Source organism: Phenylobacterium sp. GW821-FHT12F10 (assembly GCF_058806695.1).
Genome location: NZ_JBXAPY010000001.1, coordinates 2146806 through 2161943, shown reverse-complemented (window position 1 = coordinate 2161943; position 15138 = coordinate 2146806). Strand labels below are relative to the sequence as shown.

At 69.2% G+C, this 15138-nt stretch carries 19 protein-coding genes; 7 read left to right on the top strand and 12 right to left on the bottom strand.

The genetic code is table 11. From position 1 onward, the window contains the following. Nucleotides 1-113: 113 nt before the first annotated feature. Nucleotides 114-431 carry a heavy metal-binding domain-containing protein gene (locus tag AC1RN5_RS10905; protein WP_421933591.1) on the bottom strand — a complete coding sequence of 106 codons (318 nt, stop codon included), beginning with the start codon at nt 429-431 and terminating at the stop codon, nt 114-116. Between the two features lie 184 nt (nt 432-615). Here AC1RN5_RS10905 and AC1RN5_RS10900 point away from each other — a divergent pair, with 184 nt between their 5' ends. The 3 genes from AC1RN5_RS10900 (at nt 616) to AC1RN5_RS10890 (ending at nt 2947) form a co-directional block, all read left to right on the top strand. Then, nucleotides 616-1077, top strand: a complete 462-nt coding sequence (locus tag AC1RN5_RS10900) for a DUF4112 domain-containing protein (protein ID WP_421931008.1) — start codon at nt 616-618, stop codon at nt 1075-1077. 58 nt (nt 1078-1135) lie between these two features. Further along, a complete protein-coding gene (locus AC1RN5_RS10895; protein WP_493041172.1) occupies nt 1136-1558 on the top strand; it encodes a DUF4112 domain-containing protein in 423 nt (140 codons plus the stop codon). Between the two features lie 102 nt (nt 1559-1660). Further along, nucleotides 1661-2947 (top strand): SulP family inorganic anion transporter, encoded by a 1287-nt coding sequence (locus AC1RN5_RS10890; protein ID WP_493041171.1) that lies wholly within the window; start codon nt 1661-1663, stop codon nt 2945-2947. On the opposite strand, the gene AC1RN5_RS10885 is transcribed toward AC1RN5_RS10890, so the two are convergent. The 3 genes from AC1RN5_RS10885 to AC1RN5_RS10875 form a co-directional block, all read right to left on the bottom strand. After that, on the bottom strand, nt 2928-3659 hold the full coding sequence (locus AC1RN5_RS10885) for a M23 family metallopeptidase (protein ID WP_493041170.1): 732 nt from the start codon (nt 3657-3659) through the stop codon (nt 2928-2930). The genes AC1RN5_RS10890 and AC1RN5_RS10885 overlap by 20 nt on opposite strands. An 89-nt stretch (nt 3660-3748) precedes the next feature. After that, nucleotides 3749-5905, bottom strand: a complete 2157-nt coding sequence (gene scpA / locus AC1RN5_RS10880; RefSeq protein WP_493041169.1) for a methylmalonyl-CoA mutase — start codon at nt 5903-5905, stop codon at nt 3749-3751. Further along, complete coding sequence (locus AC1RN5_RS10875; protein ID WP_493041168.1) at nt 5902-7332, bottom strand: methylmalonyl-CoA mutase family protein; 1431 nt, start codon at nt 7330-7332, stop codon at nt 5902-5904. Before AC1RN5_RS10875 ends, scpA begins: the two co-directional genes overlap by 4 nt. 131 nt (nt 7333-7463) lie before the next feature. On the opposite strand from AC1RN5_RS10875, the gene AC1RN5_RS10870 reads away from it, so the two are divergent. Beyond that, on the top strand, nt 7464-8468 hold the full coding sequence (locus tag AC1RN5_RS10870; RefSeq protein ID WP_493041167.1) for an NAD(P)H-dependent flavin oxidoreductase: 1005 nt from the start codon (nt 7464-7466) through the stop codon (nt 8466-8468). A gap of 2 nt (nt 8469-8470) precedes the next feature. Here AC1RN5_RS10870 and mazF read toward each other — a convergent pair whose 3' ends face one another. The 5 genes from mazF to AC1RN5_RS10845 all read right to left on the bottom strand — a co-directional run bounded on the left by mazF (nt 8471) and on the right by AC1RN5_RS10845 (nt 11760). Next, complete coding sequence (gene mazF, locus AC1RN5_RS10865; protein WP_493041166.1) at nt 8471-8791, bottom strand: endoribonuclease MazF; 321 nt, start codon at nt 8789-8791, stop codon at nt 8471-8473. 11 nt (nt 8792-8802) lie between these two features. Further along, nucleotides 8803-9045 carry an AbrB/MazE/SpoVT family DNA-binding domain-containing protein gene (locus tag AC1RN5_RS10860; protein ID WP_493041165.1) on the bottom strand — a complete coding sequence of 81 codons (243 nt, stop codon included), beginning with the start codon at nt 9043-9045 and terminating at the stop codon, nt 8803-8805. Nucleotides 9046-9122: 77 nt separating this feature from the next. Beyond that, nucleotides 9123-9926: an ABC transporter permease gene (locus tag AC1RN5_RS10855; protein ID WP_493041164.1), complete on the bottom strand. Its 804-nt coding sequence runs from the start codon at nt 9924-9926 to the stop codon at nt 9123-9125. Between the two features lie 4 nt (nt 9927-9930). Beyond that, entirely contained in the window at nt 9931-10764 is an 834-nt protein-coding gene (locus AC1RN5_RS10850) for an ABC transporter permease (protein ID WP_493041163.1), read from the bottom strand. A gap of 3 nt (nt 10765-10767) precedes the next feature. Continuing rightward, nucleotides 10768-11760, bottom strand: a complete 993-nt coding sequence (locus AC1RN5_RS10845; protein WP_493041162.1) for an ABC transporter ATP-binding protein — start codon at nt 11758-11760, stop codon at nt 10768-10770. 126 nt (nt 11761-11886) lie between these two features. Between AC1RN5_RS10845 and AC1RN5_RS10840 the strand changes: the two genes are divergently transcribed. Both AC1RN5_RS10840 and AC1RN5_RS10835 read left to right on the top strand, forming a co-directional pair. Further along, a complete protein-coding gene (locus AC1RN5_RS10840) occupies nt 11887-12174 on the top strand; it encodes an ASCH domain-containing protein (protein WP_493041161.1) in 288 nt (95 codons plus the stop codon). A 102-nt stretch (nt 12175-12276) separates the two neighbouring features. Continuing rightward, nucleotides 12277-12486, top strand: a complete 210-nt coding sequence (locus tag AC1RN5_RS10835; RefSeq protein WP_304698645.1) for a cold-shock protein — start codon at nt 12277-12279, stop codon at nt 12484-12486. A 106-nt stretch (nt 12487-12592) separates the two neighbouring features. On the opposite strand, the gene AC1RN5_RS10830 is transcribed toward AC1RN5_RS10835, so the two are convergent. The 3 genes from AC1RN5_RS10830 to AC1RN5_RS10820 form a co-directional block, all read right to left on the bottom strand. Next, nucleotides 12593-12778, bottom strand: coding sequence for a hypothetical protein (locus AC1RN5_RS10830; RefSeq protein ID WP_493041160.1), 186 nt, complete (start codon nt 12776-12778; stop codon nt 12593-12595). A 78-nt stretch (nt 12779-12856) separates the two neighbouring features. Then, entirely contained in the window at nt 12857-14092 is a 1236-nt protein-coding gene (locus tag AC1RN5_RS10825) for an acyl-CoA dehydrogenase family protein (protein WP_493041159.1), read from the bottom strand. 79 nt (nt 14093-14171) lie between these two features. Continuing rightward, nucleotides 14172-14525 carry a DUF4180 domain-containing protein gene (locus AC1RN5_RS10820; RefSeq protein ID WP_493041158.1) on the bottom strand — a complete coding sequence of 118 codons (354 nt, stop codon included), beginning with the start codon at nt 14523-14525 and terminating at the stop codon, nt 14172-14174. Between the two features lie 96 nt (nt 14526-14621). Here AC1RN5_RS10820 and AC1RN5_RS10815 point away from each other — a divergent pair, with 96 nt between their 5' ends. Further along, nucleotides 14622-15131, top strand: a complete 510-nt coding sequence (locus tag AC1RN5_RS10815) for a DUF1993 domain-containing protein (protein ID WP_493041157.1) — start codon at nt 14622-14624, stop codon at nt 15129-15131. Nucleotides 15132-15138: the final 7 nt, after the last annotated feature.

The window sequence follows — 15138 nt, the reverse complement described above, 5'->3', positions numbered from 1 at the left end:
AGGTCCGGGACGGAGGGGGATCGACGTCGTCGACACCTTCCGCCGTCAAACAAGAGTCAAAGTCCCCCTCAGGCGCTTCGCGCCAGCTCCCCCAGAGGGGGAGCATTTGGGAGTCAGAGAATAACCGCCGAGCCGTTGACCGAGACCATCAGCATCGAGCCGTTGGGGCCCACGGTGTTGTAGTCGAGGTCGACGCCGACGATGGCGTTGGCGCCGAGCGCGCGGGCCTCGGCCTCCAGGCCCTTGAGGGCGTCGGCCCGGGCCTGGGCCAGGACCCGCTCATAGCCCTTGGACCGGCCACCGATGAAGTCGCGGATCGCGTTCATCAGGTCCAGCACCACATTGGCCCCCAGGATCGCCTGGGACGACACCATGCCCAGGTGCTGACGCACGGGGCGACCCTCGATGAAGTGGGTGGTGACGATCAGCAGGGGCGGGTCGTTCTTGGCCATGGCGCAAACATAGGGTGAATCCGGCGCCTTCGCGAGGCGCCCTCCCGTCATATGCGCAAAGCCGCGCCCGGGTTTCCCCTGAGGCGCGAAAATGCGTGGGGCGGGCTTTGACCCGGCGCGCGCTTGCGGCAGAGTGCCCCCGCCTGGGGCCTGGGAGCGGTGAATGCTAGTCGCGCAGTCGCATATCGACCTGCACAACATCCGCAACAGTATCGAGCGGACGAAGAAGCTGTCCGACAACGTGGTGGGTATCGGTCCGCTGGGCATCGGCCTGGACGGCCTGCTGACCTGGATCCCCGGGGCGGGCGCGATCTACAGCCTCGGCGCCGGCTGCATCCTGCTGTTCGACGGGGTCCGCGCGCGGGCCGCGCCGATGATCCTGCTGCAGATGGGCGCCATCATCGCCATCGACACCCTGGTGGGCGAGGTCCCCGTGGCCGGCAAGCTGGCCGACATGCTGTTCACCGGCCACAAGTGGTCGGCCGACATGCTGCTCAAGCACATGGAGGACACCATCTATTTCGAGGGCACGCGAAAAGACGCCGTCAACAGCCCGGAATACAAGGATGTTCTCTCCCGTATCCGGGCGGGCAAGGAGAAGCGCCGGGTCGTCTTCCTGGGTTAGGGGCGGGAGCTTTCGGCGCTCCGGTGGAGCTTTCGGGGAAGGGGCGCGTTGAGGCCGGATGGCGGTATCCAGAGATAGAGCGCATCAGTCCTGGCGCACGGCCGAGCGGGTCAAGCGCCTGTCCGACCGGCTGGTGGGCTTCGGGCCCTTCGGCCTGGGGCTCGACGGCATCCTGGCCTGGGTGCCGGGCGCCAACCTTATCTACAGCCTGGGCGCCGGCGGACTGCTGATCGTCGAGGGCCTGGCGGCCGGCGCCTCGGCGGCGACCCTGCTGCGGATGGCGGTCTATCTGGCGGCCGACTCCGCGACCTCCGAGGTCCCCATCGTCGGCTGGGCCATCGACACCGTCTTTCCCGCCCACCTGATGGCCGCCAAGGCCCTGCAGAAGGACATCGAGGCCCGCCACGGCCCCGCCGAGATGCCCCACGGCTGGGGCGGCAAGAAGAAGCGCGGCAAGCTGCGGGACATCACCCCGCGCTAGAGAGGGCGCCAGGACGGTTGATCTGGCGCAAGGTCGCCCTTGCGCGACCAGGGCATGGTCGCCCAGGCTGCGCATCATGCTCGGCAGAGTCGGGGAATTGGCATGACGGAAGCGGCGCAGCCGCGGTTCACGGGCGTCTTCACGCCGAAGCTCGCGACCATCTTCGCCGAGGGCTATGGCCTCAAGGACCTGCGCGCCGACACGGTCGCGGGCCTGACCGTGGCCATCGTCGCCCTGCCGCTCTCCATGGGCATCGCCATCGCCTCGGGGGTGTCCCCCGACCGGGGTCTCTACAGCGCCATCGTCGGCGGCTTCCTGGTCTCGGCCCTGGGGGGCAGCCGGTTCCAGATCGGCGGTCCGGCCGGCGCCTTCATCGTCCTGGTGGCGGCCACGGTGGCCAAACAGGGGATCGACGGCCTGGTGCTGGCGACCTTTCTGTCGGGCCTCATGCTGACCCTGGGCGGGTTCCTGCGCCTGGGCGCCCTGATCCGCTACGTGCCCCACGCCGTGACGGTGGGCTTCACCGCCGCCATCGCCACCATCATCACCGCCAGCCAGCTCAAGGATCTGTTCGGCCTGCGGCTCGCCGGCGGGGAGCCGGGGGAGTTCGGGCCCAAGATCATGGCCCTGACCCGCGCCCTGCCCACCACCAACGCCCAGGCCCTGGCGGTGGGGGCGGCCTGTATCGTCATCGCCTTCGCCGTCCGCCGCTGGCGACCCACCTGGCCGGCCCTGCTGATCGGGGTGGTGATCGCCACCGTCGCGGCCGCCCTGCTGCACCTGGACGTGGAGACCATCGGCAGCCGCTTCGGCGGCATCCCCAGCGGCCTGCCCATGCCCCATCTCCCGGCGGTGAGCCTGGACAAGCTGCTGGCGGTCCTGCCGGCGGCGGCGGCCTTCACCCTGCTGGGGGGCATAGAGAGCCTGCTCTCGGCCACAGTGGCCGACGGGATGAGCGGCCGTCAGCACCGCTCCAATATCGAACTGGTGGCCCAGGGCGCTGGCAATATGGGCGCGGCCCTGTTCGGCGGCATCTGCGTCACCGGCACCATCGCGCGCACCGCCACCAATGTCCGGGCCGGCGCCAGGGGCCCGGTGGCCGGCATGCTGCACAGCCTGTTCCTGCTGGGCTTCATGATGCTGGCCGCGCCGCTGGCGGCCTATGTGCCCCTGGCGGCCCTGGCCGGCATGCTGGTGGTGGTGGGCTGGAACATGGCCGAGAAGGCGGAGTTCGCCCGGCTCGTGCGGGTGTCGTGGCGGACGGCCGCGGTGCTGCTGGCGACCTTCGGCCTGACCCTGGCCCGGGACCTGATCACCGGCATCACGGCCGGCTGCCTGCTGGCGAGCCTGTTCGCCGCCGAGGCCTGGTTCAGGCGCCGGCGAGCCTGATGGTCTTCGGATAGAGGCGCTCGCCGGTGAGGGCGGTGTCCAGCAACAGCTGGGTCGGGTTGCGCATCTCCTTCGGCGGCGGCGCGCCCACCGGCCACTTGATGTTGCGCGTGACGCCGGAGGCGTAGGTCTCGGTGTGGAGCTGGGCGGTGCCGCTGACCACGCCGATCGGCTGGCCGGCGGCGACGCGGTCGCCCACCTTCAGGCCCTTGGCTGACAGGCTGCTGGCGCGGACCTCGCCGTAGAGGGCCACATAGTCCTTGTGCTGGATCAGGATGGCGTAGGTGTTCTCGCCCCCCACCGAGGCCGCGCGGGCCAGGAAGGGGTAGAAGTTGACGATCTGGCCGTCCTCCATCGCCACCACCGTATCGCCCTCGGCGGCGGTCAGGTCGACGCCGACGTGGCGGCGGGTCTGGGGCTTGGAAGGGTCGGCGGGACGGCGGGTGTCGAAGCTGCGCAGCGGCGCGCCCTGGACCCTGCCGTCGAACAGGTGGGCCGGCGCCACGGTGGCCTGGGACAGGCTGGTCACCACCGGCCAGTAGCGGTGGGCGACGGTGCTCGAGGCCATGGGCACGGGGGCGGCGAGCGGGATCGGGGCGGCCAGGGTGCGTTCGCGGACCGGCGCGGTGGCGCTGGCCACCTGGGTCAGGCAGAGCGCGCCGGCCACCAGGCCAAGCTGCGCCAGGGCGAAGGCAAGTCTCTTCCGGATCATGCGGTCCCCTCCGACAATCGCCCTGACAATCACCGGAATGGGGATCGGAGGCAACCCACCTGCGGCGGAAGGCCGCCCCGAGCCCTTGGCTAGGCCTTGTCGAGCTGGGCGTAGCCGAGCTGCTCGTTGAGCCTATCCAGCACCTCGATGGCCGCCTCGGGGACCACCGTGCCGGGGGTGAAGATGGCCGCCACCCCGGCGTCGCGCAGGGCCTGGAAGTCCTCGGGCGGGATGACCCCGCCCACCACCACCAGGATGTCGGCGCGGCCCAGCTTGGCCAGTTCGTCCTTCAGCTCCGGCACCAGGGTCAGGTGGCCGGCCGCGAGCGAGCTGGCGCCGACGACGTGCGCGCCGTCGGCCACGGCCTTGGCCGCGGCCTCGGCCGGGGTCTGGAAGAGGTTGCCGATGTCGACGTCGAAGCCGAGGTCGGCGAAGCCCGAGGCGATCACCTTCTGGCCGCGGTCGTGGCCGTCCTGGCCCATCTTGGCCACCAGGATGCGGGGTTTGCGGCCGTCGGCCTGGGTGAAGGCCTCCGTCATCGCCTTGGCCTTGTCGCTGGCCGGGGTGGGGCCGGCCTCGCGCAGATAGACCCCGGTGACCGCGAAGGCCTCGGCGGAGTGGCGGCGGAAGGCGTGCTCCAGGGCCAGGCTGATCTCGCCCACCGTGGCCTTGGCGCGGGCCGCGTTGACCGACAGCTCCAGCAGGTTGGCGGTCCCGCGCGCGCCCTCGGTGAGGGCGGTCAGCGCGGCCTCCACGGCGGCCGGGTCGCGCTCGGCCTTCAGGCGGGTGAGCTTCTCCAGCTGGCGCTCGCGGACGGCGGAATTGTCCACCTTGAGCATCGGGATCACCTCGGCGATGTCCGAGCGATAGCGGTTCACGCCCACGACGCTCTGGCGGCCGCTGTCGATGCGGGCCTGGGTGCGGGCGCTGGCCTCCTCGATGCGGCGCTTGGGCAGGCCGTCCTCGATGGCCTTGGCCATGCCCCCCAGGGCCTCGACCTCGGCGATATGCTCCAGGGCGCGGGCCGCCAGGTCGGCGGTCAGGCGCTCGACATAGAAGGACCCGCCCCAGGGGTCGACGACCCGGGTCTGGCCGCTCTCGAGCTGCAGGAAGAGCTGGGTGTTTCGGGCGATGCGGGCCGAGAAATCCGTCGGCAAGGCAAGGGCTTCGTCGAGGGAGTTGGTGTGCAGGCTCTGGGTCTGGCCGCCCACCGCCGCCATGGCCTCCACCAGGGTGCGGGGCACGTTGTTGTAGACGTCGGAGGCCGCCAGGCTCCAGCCGCTGGTCTGGGTGTGGGCGCGCAGGGAGAGCGAGCGGCTGTCCTTGGGATCGAACTCGTCCTTCATCAGCTTGGCCCAGAGCAGGCGCCCAGCCCGCTGCTTGGCGATCTCCATGAAGGCGTTCATGCCGGCGTTCCAGAAGAAGGACAGGCGCGGCGCGAACTGGTCGACGGTCATGCCGGCGGCGACGCCGGCCCGGACATATTCGATGCCATCGGCCAGGGTGTAGGCCAGCTCCAGGTCCAGCGTCGCCCCGGCTTCCTGGATGTGATAGCCGCTGATTGAGATCGAGTTGAACTTCGGCATCTCGCGCGAAGTATATGAAAAGATGTCCGAAATGATCCGCATCGAGGGGCCGGGCGGATAGATGTAGGTGTTCCGGACCAGGAACTCCTTGAGGATATCGTTCTGGATGGTGCCCGACAGCTTGTCGTGGCTGACCCCCTGTTCCTCGGCCGCCACGATGTAGAGGGCCAGGACCGGCAGGACCGCGCCGTTCATGGTCATCGACACGCTCATCTTGTCGAGGGGGATGCCGTCGAACAGGGTCCGCATGTCGTAGATGGAGTCGATGGCGACGCCGGCCATGCCGACATCGCCCTTCACCCGCGGGTGGTCGCTATCGTAGCCGCGGTGGGTGGCCAGGTCGAAGGCGATGGAGAGGCCCATCTGACCGGCGGCCAGGTTGCGGCGGTAGAAGGCGTTGGAATCCTCGGCCGTGGAGAAGCCCGCATACTGGCGGATCGTCCACGGGTTGGTGAGGTACATGGTCGGATAGGGGCCGCGCACGAAGGGGGCCAGACCCGGATAGCCGGCCAGGTCGTCCAGGCCCGCGATATCGGCCGCGCCATAGGCGGGCTTCACGGCGATGCCCTCGGGCGTCTCCCAGGCGGGCGCGCTGGGCGCCGGGGCGGCGGCGGTCTCGCCGTCGAAGGCCAGGGTGGCGAAGTCGGGGAAGGTGCTCACGCGGCCACCTCATAGGGTTCGGCGAGACGGATGGGTTTGAGCGGGGGGCAACGGCCGTCGGGGCCGGGCAGGCGGGGCGAGGGGGCCTCGACGGCCCTGGGCGTCGCGCGCTCCACCTCCACCGGCGTCTGGTCGGGTTGCGGGAAGGCGGTGACCCCGACGATCTTCAGGGGCCCGCCGGCCACGCGGGCTTCGCGCACCCTGGCGGTCTCGGCGGCGATGTGGCCGTCGGCCAGGGCCGCGATCAGGCCGCCCTTGGCCTCGATGGCCTGGAAGGCGGTCCAGGCGGCGCGGGCGATCTCGTCGGTGAGGGCCTCGACATAGCCCGAGCCCGCTCCGGGATCGGCGACGCGGCCCAGATGGGCCTCTTCCATCAGGACCAGCTGGGCGTTGCGGCTCTGGCGGCGGGCGAAGGCGGTGGGCAGGCCCAGCGCGTCGGTGAAGCTCCCCAGGACGATGCTGTCGGCCCCGCCGATGGAGGCGCCGACGGCGGCGGCGGTGAGGCGCAGCATGTTGGTCCAGGGATCGTGGGCGGCCAGCATTCGGTGGGAGGAGCGGGCCTCGATGCGCGGCGTGGCGGTGACGCCGCAGGCCGCGGTGATCCGGGCCCAGAGGCGCCGGGCGGCGCGCAGCTTGGCCAAGGTGGCGAAATAGTCGGCGTCCGCGGAGAGACCAAGAACGGTTCGCGCGAAGGCGTCCTGCATCGGCAGGCCGGCGCGGACCAGGGCCTTGGCGTAGGCGACCGCCGCGGCCATGGCGAAGGCCAGTTCCCCGGCCTCGCCGCCGCCGGCCTCGTGGACCACGCGGCCCGAGGCCAGGAACAGGCCGGCGTCCGGATAGGACTCGGCCAGCCGACGGGCGACGGTGGCGGCGGAGACCAGGTGGCTCTCGATGGGGCCGGGGCTTTCGCCGGCTTCGGCGAAGGCGCTGAGGGGATCGAGATGGAGGAAGAGCTTGGCGGCGGGCGAGCCCTTGGCGGCGGCGGCCAGCCAGTCGGCGGCCTTGGGGCCGAGGAAGCCGGCGTCTAGGGCGACGGGGGCCAGCTCCAGCATGACGCCGTCCAGCACCCGGGCCAGACCCTCGGCCGAGCCGACGGCGACGCCGGCCGCCCCGGTCGGGTCGAGGCGGATCAGGGCCGAGGCGGCGCCGCCCTCCAGGTCGGTCATCAGGTCGGCGTTGGCGCGGACCGGGTCGGGATGGGTGATGCGGCCGCGGATGTCCCAGGGCCGCTCGGCGTCGAAGGGGCGCAGGGGGAAGGCCGGCGACCGGTCGGCGCCCTCATAGAGCGGCGCGATCGGCAGGCCCTCGGCGGTGGTCCGCGTCAGGCTGTCGAAGGGGACGTCCTTCAGGGTCTTCTCCACCAGGGCGCGCCAGTCGGCGGCGGTGACGGCGGGGAAGGCGGCGGCGAGGGCGGTCAGGTCAGTCATCGGGGCCCAGATGTGCCGCCTGCGTGGCCGCCGTCAAGTTCACGCCGGGTCAGCCGCTTGCACGTTTCCGCGTCTTGTTTATACGTTGTAAAAATAAGATCCAAAACGCATTACCAGAGGAAACCTTGCCCATGGCCCTGCCGCCCATTCTCGCCGAGCGTCTGCGTATTCCGGTGATCGCCTCGCCGCTGTTCATCATCTCAGGCCCGGAGCTGGTGATCGCCCAGTGCAAGGCCGGGATCGTGGGCTCCTTCCCGGCGCTGAACGCGCGGCCGGTGAGCCAGCTGGACGAGTGGCTGGCCCAGATCACCGAGGAACTGGCCGACTGGGACCGCAAGAACCCCGACCGCCTCTCGGCGCCCTTCGCCGTCAACCAGATCGTCCACAAGACCAACAACCGGTTGGAGGAGGATGTCGAGCTGGCGGTGAAGTACCGCGTGCCGATCACCATCACCTCGCTGGGGGCCCAGCAGGCGGTCAATGACGCCATCCACTCCTATGGCGGCATCGTCCTGCACGACGTCATCAACGACAAGTTCGCCCGCAAGGCCGTGGAGAAGGGCGCCGACGGCCTGATCCCGGTGGCGGCCGGGGCCGGCGGCCATGCCGGCGGCCTGTCGCCCTTCGCCCTGATCCAGGAACTGCGCGAGTGGTTCGACGGCCCCATCGCGCTCTCGGGCGCCATCGCCAACGGCCGCGCCATCCTGGGCGCCCAGGCCATGGGGGCGGACCTGGCCTATATCGGCTCGGCCTTCATCGCCACCCAGGAGGCCCGCGCCGTCCAGGGCTACAAGGACATGATCGTCGAGAGCACCGGCGAGGACATCGTCTATTCGAACCTGTTCACCGGGGTGCACGGCAACTACCTGCGGCCCTCCATCGAGCGCGCCGGCCTCGACCCCGACAACCTGCCCCAGGCCGATCCGTCGAAGATGAACTTCGGTTCCGGCGGCAACCAGGAAGCCAAGGCCTGGAAGGACATCTGGGGCTGCGGCCAGGGCATAGGGGCGGTGAAGTCCATCCCGACGGTCGCCGAACTGGTGGACCGCCTGGCCTCCGAATACGAGCAGGCCAAGGCCGAACTCGCCGCCAAGACCGCGCTGACCACCGGTCGGGTGCTGATGGCCGCCGAGTAAGGCTAGATCTGGAGCAGGGCGGCGATTTTCGCCCTGACGTCCGCCAGGACGGCCGGCGCGACAGCGCCGTGCCGCTTGGCCCGGCGGGCTCGCCAATCGAGGCTCTTGACCTGATCAGCGAGGATCACGCTGGGCGGGTCCTGGGTCGCGACCACTTCAAAGGGATAGCCCTTGATCCGCGAGGTCATCGGGCAGCAGATCATCATGCCGCGCATGCCATTGTAGCGCGCCGGCGAGAGGACAAGGGCTGGGCGGTGGCCGGCTTGCTCGTGGCCTGCCTGGGGATCGAACTCCAGCCAGACGACGTCGCCGGCGTCCGGCACATAGCTCGTCACTACCAGGCCTCGCCGCCAGCCGGGCGACCGAAATCGATGTCGTCTGGGAAGGTGTCCTCGGCCATGCCGCTGAGAAGCTGATCGAGGTCGTATTTCGGCGCCTGAACAGGCTCGATGACCACCCGCCCATCCTCCTCGCGCACATCAACGGCCTGATCCAAGGATAGCGAGGCCGCCGCCATGACGGAGGCCGGAATCCTCACGGACGCGCTGTTGCCCCATTTCTTGATCTGAACTCGCATAGCGTCCTCGTGTGTAGACAATGTCGACACTCTGCTGGATCAGCCTAAGTGTCAACTTTTGTATCTACATCCGGGCGCTAGCTCCCTGTCGAGGTGTATTTCGAGACCCCGAAGCGCCAGGCCAGGAGCGACAGGCCCAGGAAGATGAATCCCGCCAGGGGCGCGACCGGCAGGAACCCGTCGGGCGCGCCCAGCGGATCGCTGCGTCCCAGGATCGCCAGGACGGGGTAGTAGGCGACGCAGGCCAGGGGCACGATGAAGGTGAGAAAGGTCCGGAACCACCGGGCGTAGAGGGCCATGGGGAACTGGCCGGCATAGACCCCGCCATAGGTGAGGGCGTTGACCGCCTCCAGGCTCTCCACGGTCCAGAAGGCCATCACCGCCTGCAGGACGAAGAGCGCGCCGAAGAAGGCGATCCCGCCCAGGACGGTCCACAGCGCCATCAGGACGGCCTGGGGTGTCCAGACGAAGTGCAGGCTGGTGGTGGCGATGGCCAGGATGATGGCCGCCTGGAAGAACCGCCCGAACCGGCTGATGCGGAAATCATGACCCACCAGCTGCAGGGCCGCCGAGCGCGGGCGGAGCAGCAGCCGGTCGAAGGCGCCGGTGCGCACGAAGTCGCTGCCGAACACATCGAAGCCCCGGGTCAGGAAGTCGGCGAAGGCGAAGCTGATGCCGATCAGGGCGTAGAAGAACATCACCTCGCCAAAGGCCCAGCCCTTCACCGCCCCGAAGCGGTCGAACAGCGCCCAGATCGAGATGATCTCGATGGCGGTGGACCCGAGCTGGCCCAGGGTCAGCATGATGGCCGAGGCCGGATACTGCATCTGGCTGCGCATGGAGGCGCCGAAGTAGCGGCCGAGCAGGGACAGCGCGTTCATCCGCCTAACCTCCCTGGACTTCAAGGCGGGCCATGACGCGGCCAAGCCACCACCGCCCCGCGGTGATGAACAGGACGGTCCAGAACACCTGCAGGCCGATGCCGGCCCAGGCCATCTGGCCGCTCAGGGCGCCGAAATAGATGCGGTTGGGGATGTCGAGGGTTCCGGCGAAGGGCTGGACGAAGAGGGCGATGCGGACAGCGTCGGGATAGAGGGCGAGCGGCAGCAGGTTGCCGGTGAAGACGATCACCAGGGGCTGCATTAGGATGTTGACGCCGCGCGCGTTCAGGGTGGCCACCACGACGATGTTGATCAGCATGATGATCGAACAGGCGAGCGCGATCGCCAGGGTCTCCGAGACGGCGAACAGCAGCGCCGCCGAGAGGCCGGCGGGCGGCCGCCAGGCCCATTGCTCCTGGCCCATCAGCGGCAGGACGACGCCGGCGGCCAGGATCATCAGGGCGACGCGGGGGACGAGGCGGGCGGTCATCCAGCCGGCGGCGCGGACGTACCAGAGGGCGTAGGCGTCCACCGGGCGCAGGCGGTCATAGCTGATGGCCCCACTGCGGACCCCGTCGGCGATCTCAGGATCCCCCACCCACGGCATGACGGCGAGCAGCCCCTGGGCCAGCCAGGTGTAGGTGACGGCCTGGGACAGGCTGATGGGGCTGGCGGCGGCCGCCTCAGGGGCGCCGAGATAGAAGGCGGCCAGGACCATGACGTGGACCGCCCCGAACCAGCACTGGGTGAAGAACCCGGCCAGGGCCGCGGCCCGGTACTGCATCATCAGCAGGAAGCGCGAATTGAACGCGGCGATGTAGGGACGAAGCAGGTCCACGGCTCATGCCTCGTTGGCGCCGTGCAGGTCGTAGAACCTGGCGATCACTTCCTCGATCGCCGGCTGCTCCACATGGATGTCCTCCACCGCGTGGCGGGCGGTGATGGCGGCGATCAGGGCCGGCGCGCTGGTGAGGCTGGGGTTGAAGGCCAGTTCCAGGGACCGGCCGTCGCGCTTGCGGACCTCGACGCCCGGCAGGTCGAGGGCAGGGGCGTCGTCGGCGAAATCCACGAACAGCCGGCGTTCGGCCAGGACATTGGCGCGCAGGGCCTCGAAGGGGCTGTCGGCCAGGACCCGGCCGTGGCCGATGACGATCACCCGCTCCGCCAGGGCCTCGATGTCGTGCATGTCGTGGGTGGTGAGCAGGACGGTGACGCCGCGCTCCTGGTTGAGCTTCTTGACGAACTCCCGGACCGCCAGCTTGGACGGCGCGTCCAGGCCGATGGTGGGTTCGTCCAGGAACAGGATGGAGGGCTCGTGCAGCAGGGCCGCGCCGATCTCGGCGCGCATCCGCTGGCCCAGGGAAAGCTGGCGCACCGGCTGGTCCAGCAGCTTCTCAAGCCGAAGCATGGCCACCAGCTCGTCGCGGGTCGCCTTGTAGCGTGTCGGGTCGACCCGATAGATGTCGCGCAGCAGGTCGAAGCCGTCGATCACCGGCAGGTCCCACCAGAGCTGGGTGCGCTGGCCGAACACTACCCCGATCCGGGCGACGTGCCTGATGCGGTCGGCGTAGGGGACCAGGCCCTCGATCTCGACCCGGCCGGAATCGGGCCGCAGGATGCCCGAGAGGATCTTGATGGTGGTGGACTTGCCCGCGCCGTTGGGCCCGATGAAGCCCAGCAGCTCGCCGCGCTCCAGGGAAAAGCTGACGTCCTTCAGGGCTTCGACCGTGCGCCAGCGGCGGCGCACGAGTCCGCGCACGGCCCCGAACATGCCGGGGTCGCGTTCGGCCACGCGATAGGTCTTCGCCAGGTCCTGAACCAGGATCTGGGGCATGGGGGGCCGCCTGCGATGTCAAAGAAGAGGCGGGACGCTATGGGCCCGCCTGAACCACGTCAATGGCGCCGCTTCCGGTTTTCGGGCGCCGGCGTCAGGATGCCGGTCGCCGGAAGGAGGCCCGAGATGGTGTTCACCAAGAAGCTGCGGGAGCCGATCATGCGCGGCGAAATCACCTGCAGCATCCGCATCTGGCGGAGCCCGCGAGTGAAGCTCGGCGGACGCTACCGGCTGGGGGCCGGGGCGGTGGAGGTGACGTCCCTGCGCCAGATCGAACTTACGGATATTACGCCACAAATGGCGCGAAGTTCAGGCTTCGAGGGGGTGGTCGACCTGCTGAAGACCGCCAAGCACGGGTCGGGCGAAAACGTCTATCTGGTGGGGTTCGAGTACCGCCCCGACGGCCCAAATTGAGCCCTCAGACCGTCGGTTCCCAGGGCGCGCGAAATTTTGCACGCTTGCGTCGGCGTCCGTCCTCTGCCACTGCGGATTCACTCACTTGAGATAGGGACGACAATGGCGACTGGTACTGTGAAGTGGTTCAACGCGACCAAGGGTTATGGCTTCATCGCTCCTGAGGGCGGTGGCGGCGACGTTTTCGTCCACATCTCCGCGGTTGAACGCGCGGGCCTCGGCGGACTGAACGAAGGTGACAAGGTCAGCTTCGAAGTCGAGCGTGACCGCAAGAGCGGCAAGGATTCCGCGGCTCAGCTGCAAATCCTCTAGTTCTGGACGGCGGGGCCGCCGGCTTCCGGCGCGCCCCGCCTCTTGATCTTTTCCGATCTGATCCACCGGGCCTTGGCGCCGGTGTTTTTCGACGTCCCGATATGGGCTACTGAGGCGCGCCCTTGGCAGTGTCGCGGCGGGCCTTCTCCAGCTCCGGCCCCTCGGGACCGTCCAGAGCGTCCTTGGCCTCCTGGGCCTTCTCCTCGACCGGCCCGGTCTTCACGAACTTCTCCTCGGCCTCGCGGAAGCGCCGCGCGGCGTCGTAGTCGCCCTCACCTTGAATCTTGCCCATGGGCTATCCTCCTCTGGTCCTGACCAGAGGAACCCGGCGCGCGCGGAGAGGGTTCCGGCGCGCCGGGAAGCCGGGCCCCTAGAGCAGGTCGCCGCCGGCCGCCGCCGCCGTGGTGCCGTCGCGCTCATAGGCCTTGATCACGTTGCGGCCCACCGTCCAGCGGTGCACCTCGTCGGGGCCGTCCACCAGCCGCTGGGAGCGGATATGGGTGTACCAGGCGGCCAGCGGGGTGTCGGTGGAGTAGCCCAGGGCCCCGTGCAGCTGGATGGCGGTGTCCACCACCTTGTGGACCATGTGGGCCAGGAAGACCTTGGCGATGGAGTTCTCCTGCCGCAGGTCCATGCCGCGCTCGGCCTTGTAGGCGATGTGCAGCAGCATCAGGCGGGCCATGTAGAGCTCGCTGGCGCAGTCGGCCAGCATCCACTGGACGCCCTGGCGCTCTGACAGCTTCTTGCCGAAGGTCTCGCGCTGGGTGACGTGGGCGGCGGCCATGTCCAGGGCCCGCTGGGCCATGGCCACATTGTGCATGCCGTGGCGCAGGCGGCCGTAGGCCAGGCGGTGCTGGCCCATGTTGAAGCCCTGGCCTTCGCCCCCCAGCAGGTTCTCGGCCGGGATCTTCAGGTCCTTGATCTCGATCTCGGCGTGGCCGCCGCCCATGATCTCGCTGAGGGGGCCGTGGACGGCCATGGTGCCGATGTCGCGCTTGATGACGTAGCCGGGGTTGGGCAGCTCGACGATGAAGGTGGAATAGCGCTGGTGGCGCGGGGCGTCGGGGTCGGTCATGGCCATGACCACCGCCAGGTCGGCGGCGCTGGCCGCCGAGGAGAACCACTTCTCGCCATTCAGGATGTAGTTCTCGTTGCCGTCCTTCACGGCGCGCGTCTGCATGCCGGTGGCGTCGGCGCCGGCGGCCTTCTCGGTCATGGAGTAGCAGACGCGCTTGTCGCCGTTCAGCAGGGGCTTGAGGTACTTCTCCTTCTGGAACTCGGTGCCGTGGGCCAGCAGGGTCAGCATGGTGGCGTCGTCGGGTCCCTGGCTGTTCATCGACAGAGCGCCGAGGTGGCTTTCCCCCAGCTCCATCTGCACCAGGGCGTTGGCGAGCGGGCCCAGGCCCATGCCGCCGTACTCCTTGGGCATGAAGGGAAGCCAGAGGCCGGCGGCCCGGGCCTTGGCGCGCAGCTCGGCCAGGACGGTCTTGAAGGACTCCTTGTCCACCAGGCGCTTCTCGGCGGGGATGCACTCGTCGTGCACCCACTGGCGCACCTTGGCGCGGATGGCCTTGGCCTCCGCCGGAATCTCGAAGTCGATGGACATGGTCGCTCTCCGCCCTGTGGTTTTCTGGTTGGGCGGGAGGGTCGACCCATCACGGGCAGGGCGCAAGCCTGCCCTGGCGTCAGAGGCGGGCGGCGAGCGCGTCCAGGTCGTCCACGAACCACAGGTGGCGGCCGCGGTTGGACTCAGTGACGAAGTCGCGCAGGGCGGCGCCGGCCGCCACATGGGCCGAGATGTCGCCGACAATGGCCAGGGCCACGCCGTAGTTGACGAACTTCTGGACGAATTCCCCGGCCAGGCGGGTGCGGAGGTCGAAGAAGGCGTCCGCCAGGCGCGCGACGGGGAGGGCGATGACCGCGACATCGGAGCCATAGGCGTCGCCGATGATGTCGGTGGCGTCGCGAGAGGTGGAGAGGGGCGGGCCCTCGGCGTCGCATAGCCAGATACGGGCGCCGTTGAGGATCTGGAGGGTCATCTTCGTCACCGCCTGTGAACAGTCGCGCTTGGTCCCCTCATCCCCCATATGAGCGGCGACGGCCCACGGTGGGCCACCTTTTCCAAGGACGCCTGCATGTCGATTTCTCTCCACCAAGCCTCGATCCCGCTCTTCGTGCGCGGCCTCAAGAACCTCGCGCACTTGTTGGAAAAGGGTGCGGCGCACGCCGCCGAGACGGGGATCGATCCCTCGGAACTGATCGAGGCGCGGCTGGCGCCCGACATGCTGGCCCTGGCCGCCCAGGTGCAGCGGGCCAGCGACACCTCCAAGCTTTCGGGGGAGCGTCTGAGCGGGGTGGCCTCGCCGAAGATGGAGGACACCGAGACCACCTTCCCGCAGCTTCAGGAACGTGTGGCCAAGACCATCGCTTATCTGGAGAGCCTGTCGCCCGCCGACGTCGATGCGGGAGAGGCGCGGACCATCACCCTGAACTTCGGACCGCTGAAGCCGTCGTTCTCGGGCCCGGACTACCTACTCGGCTTCGCCCTGCCGAACTTCTATTTCCACGTGGTGACCGCCCACGACATCCTGCGCCACAAGGGCGTGCCGGTGGGCAAGCGCGACTATCTGGGGGCGATTTCCTAGGAGATTC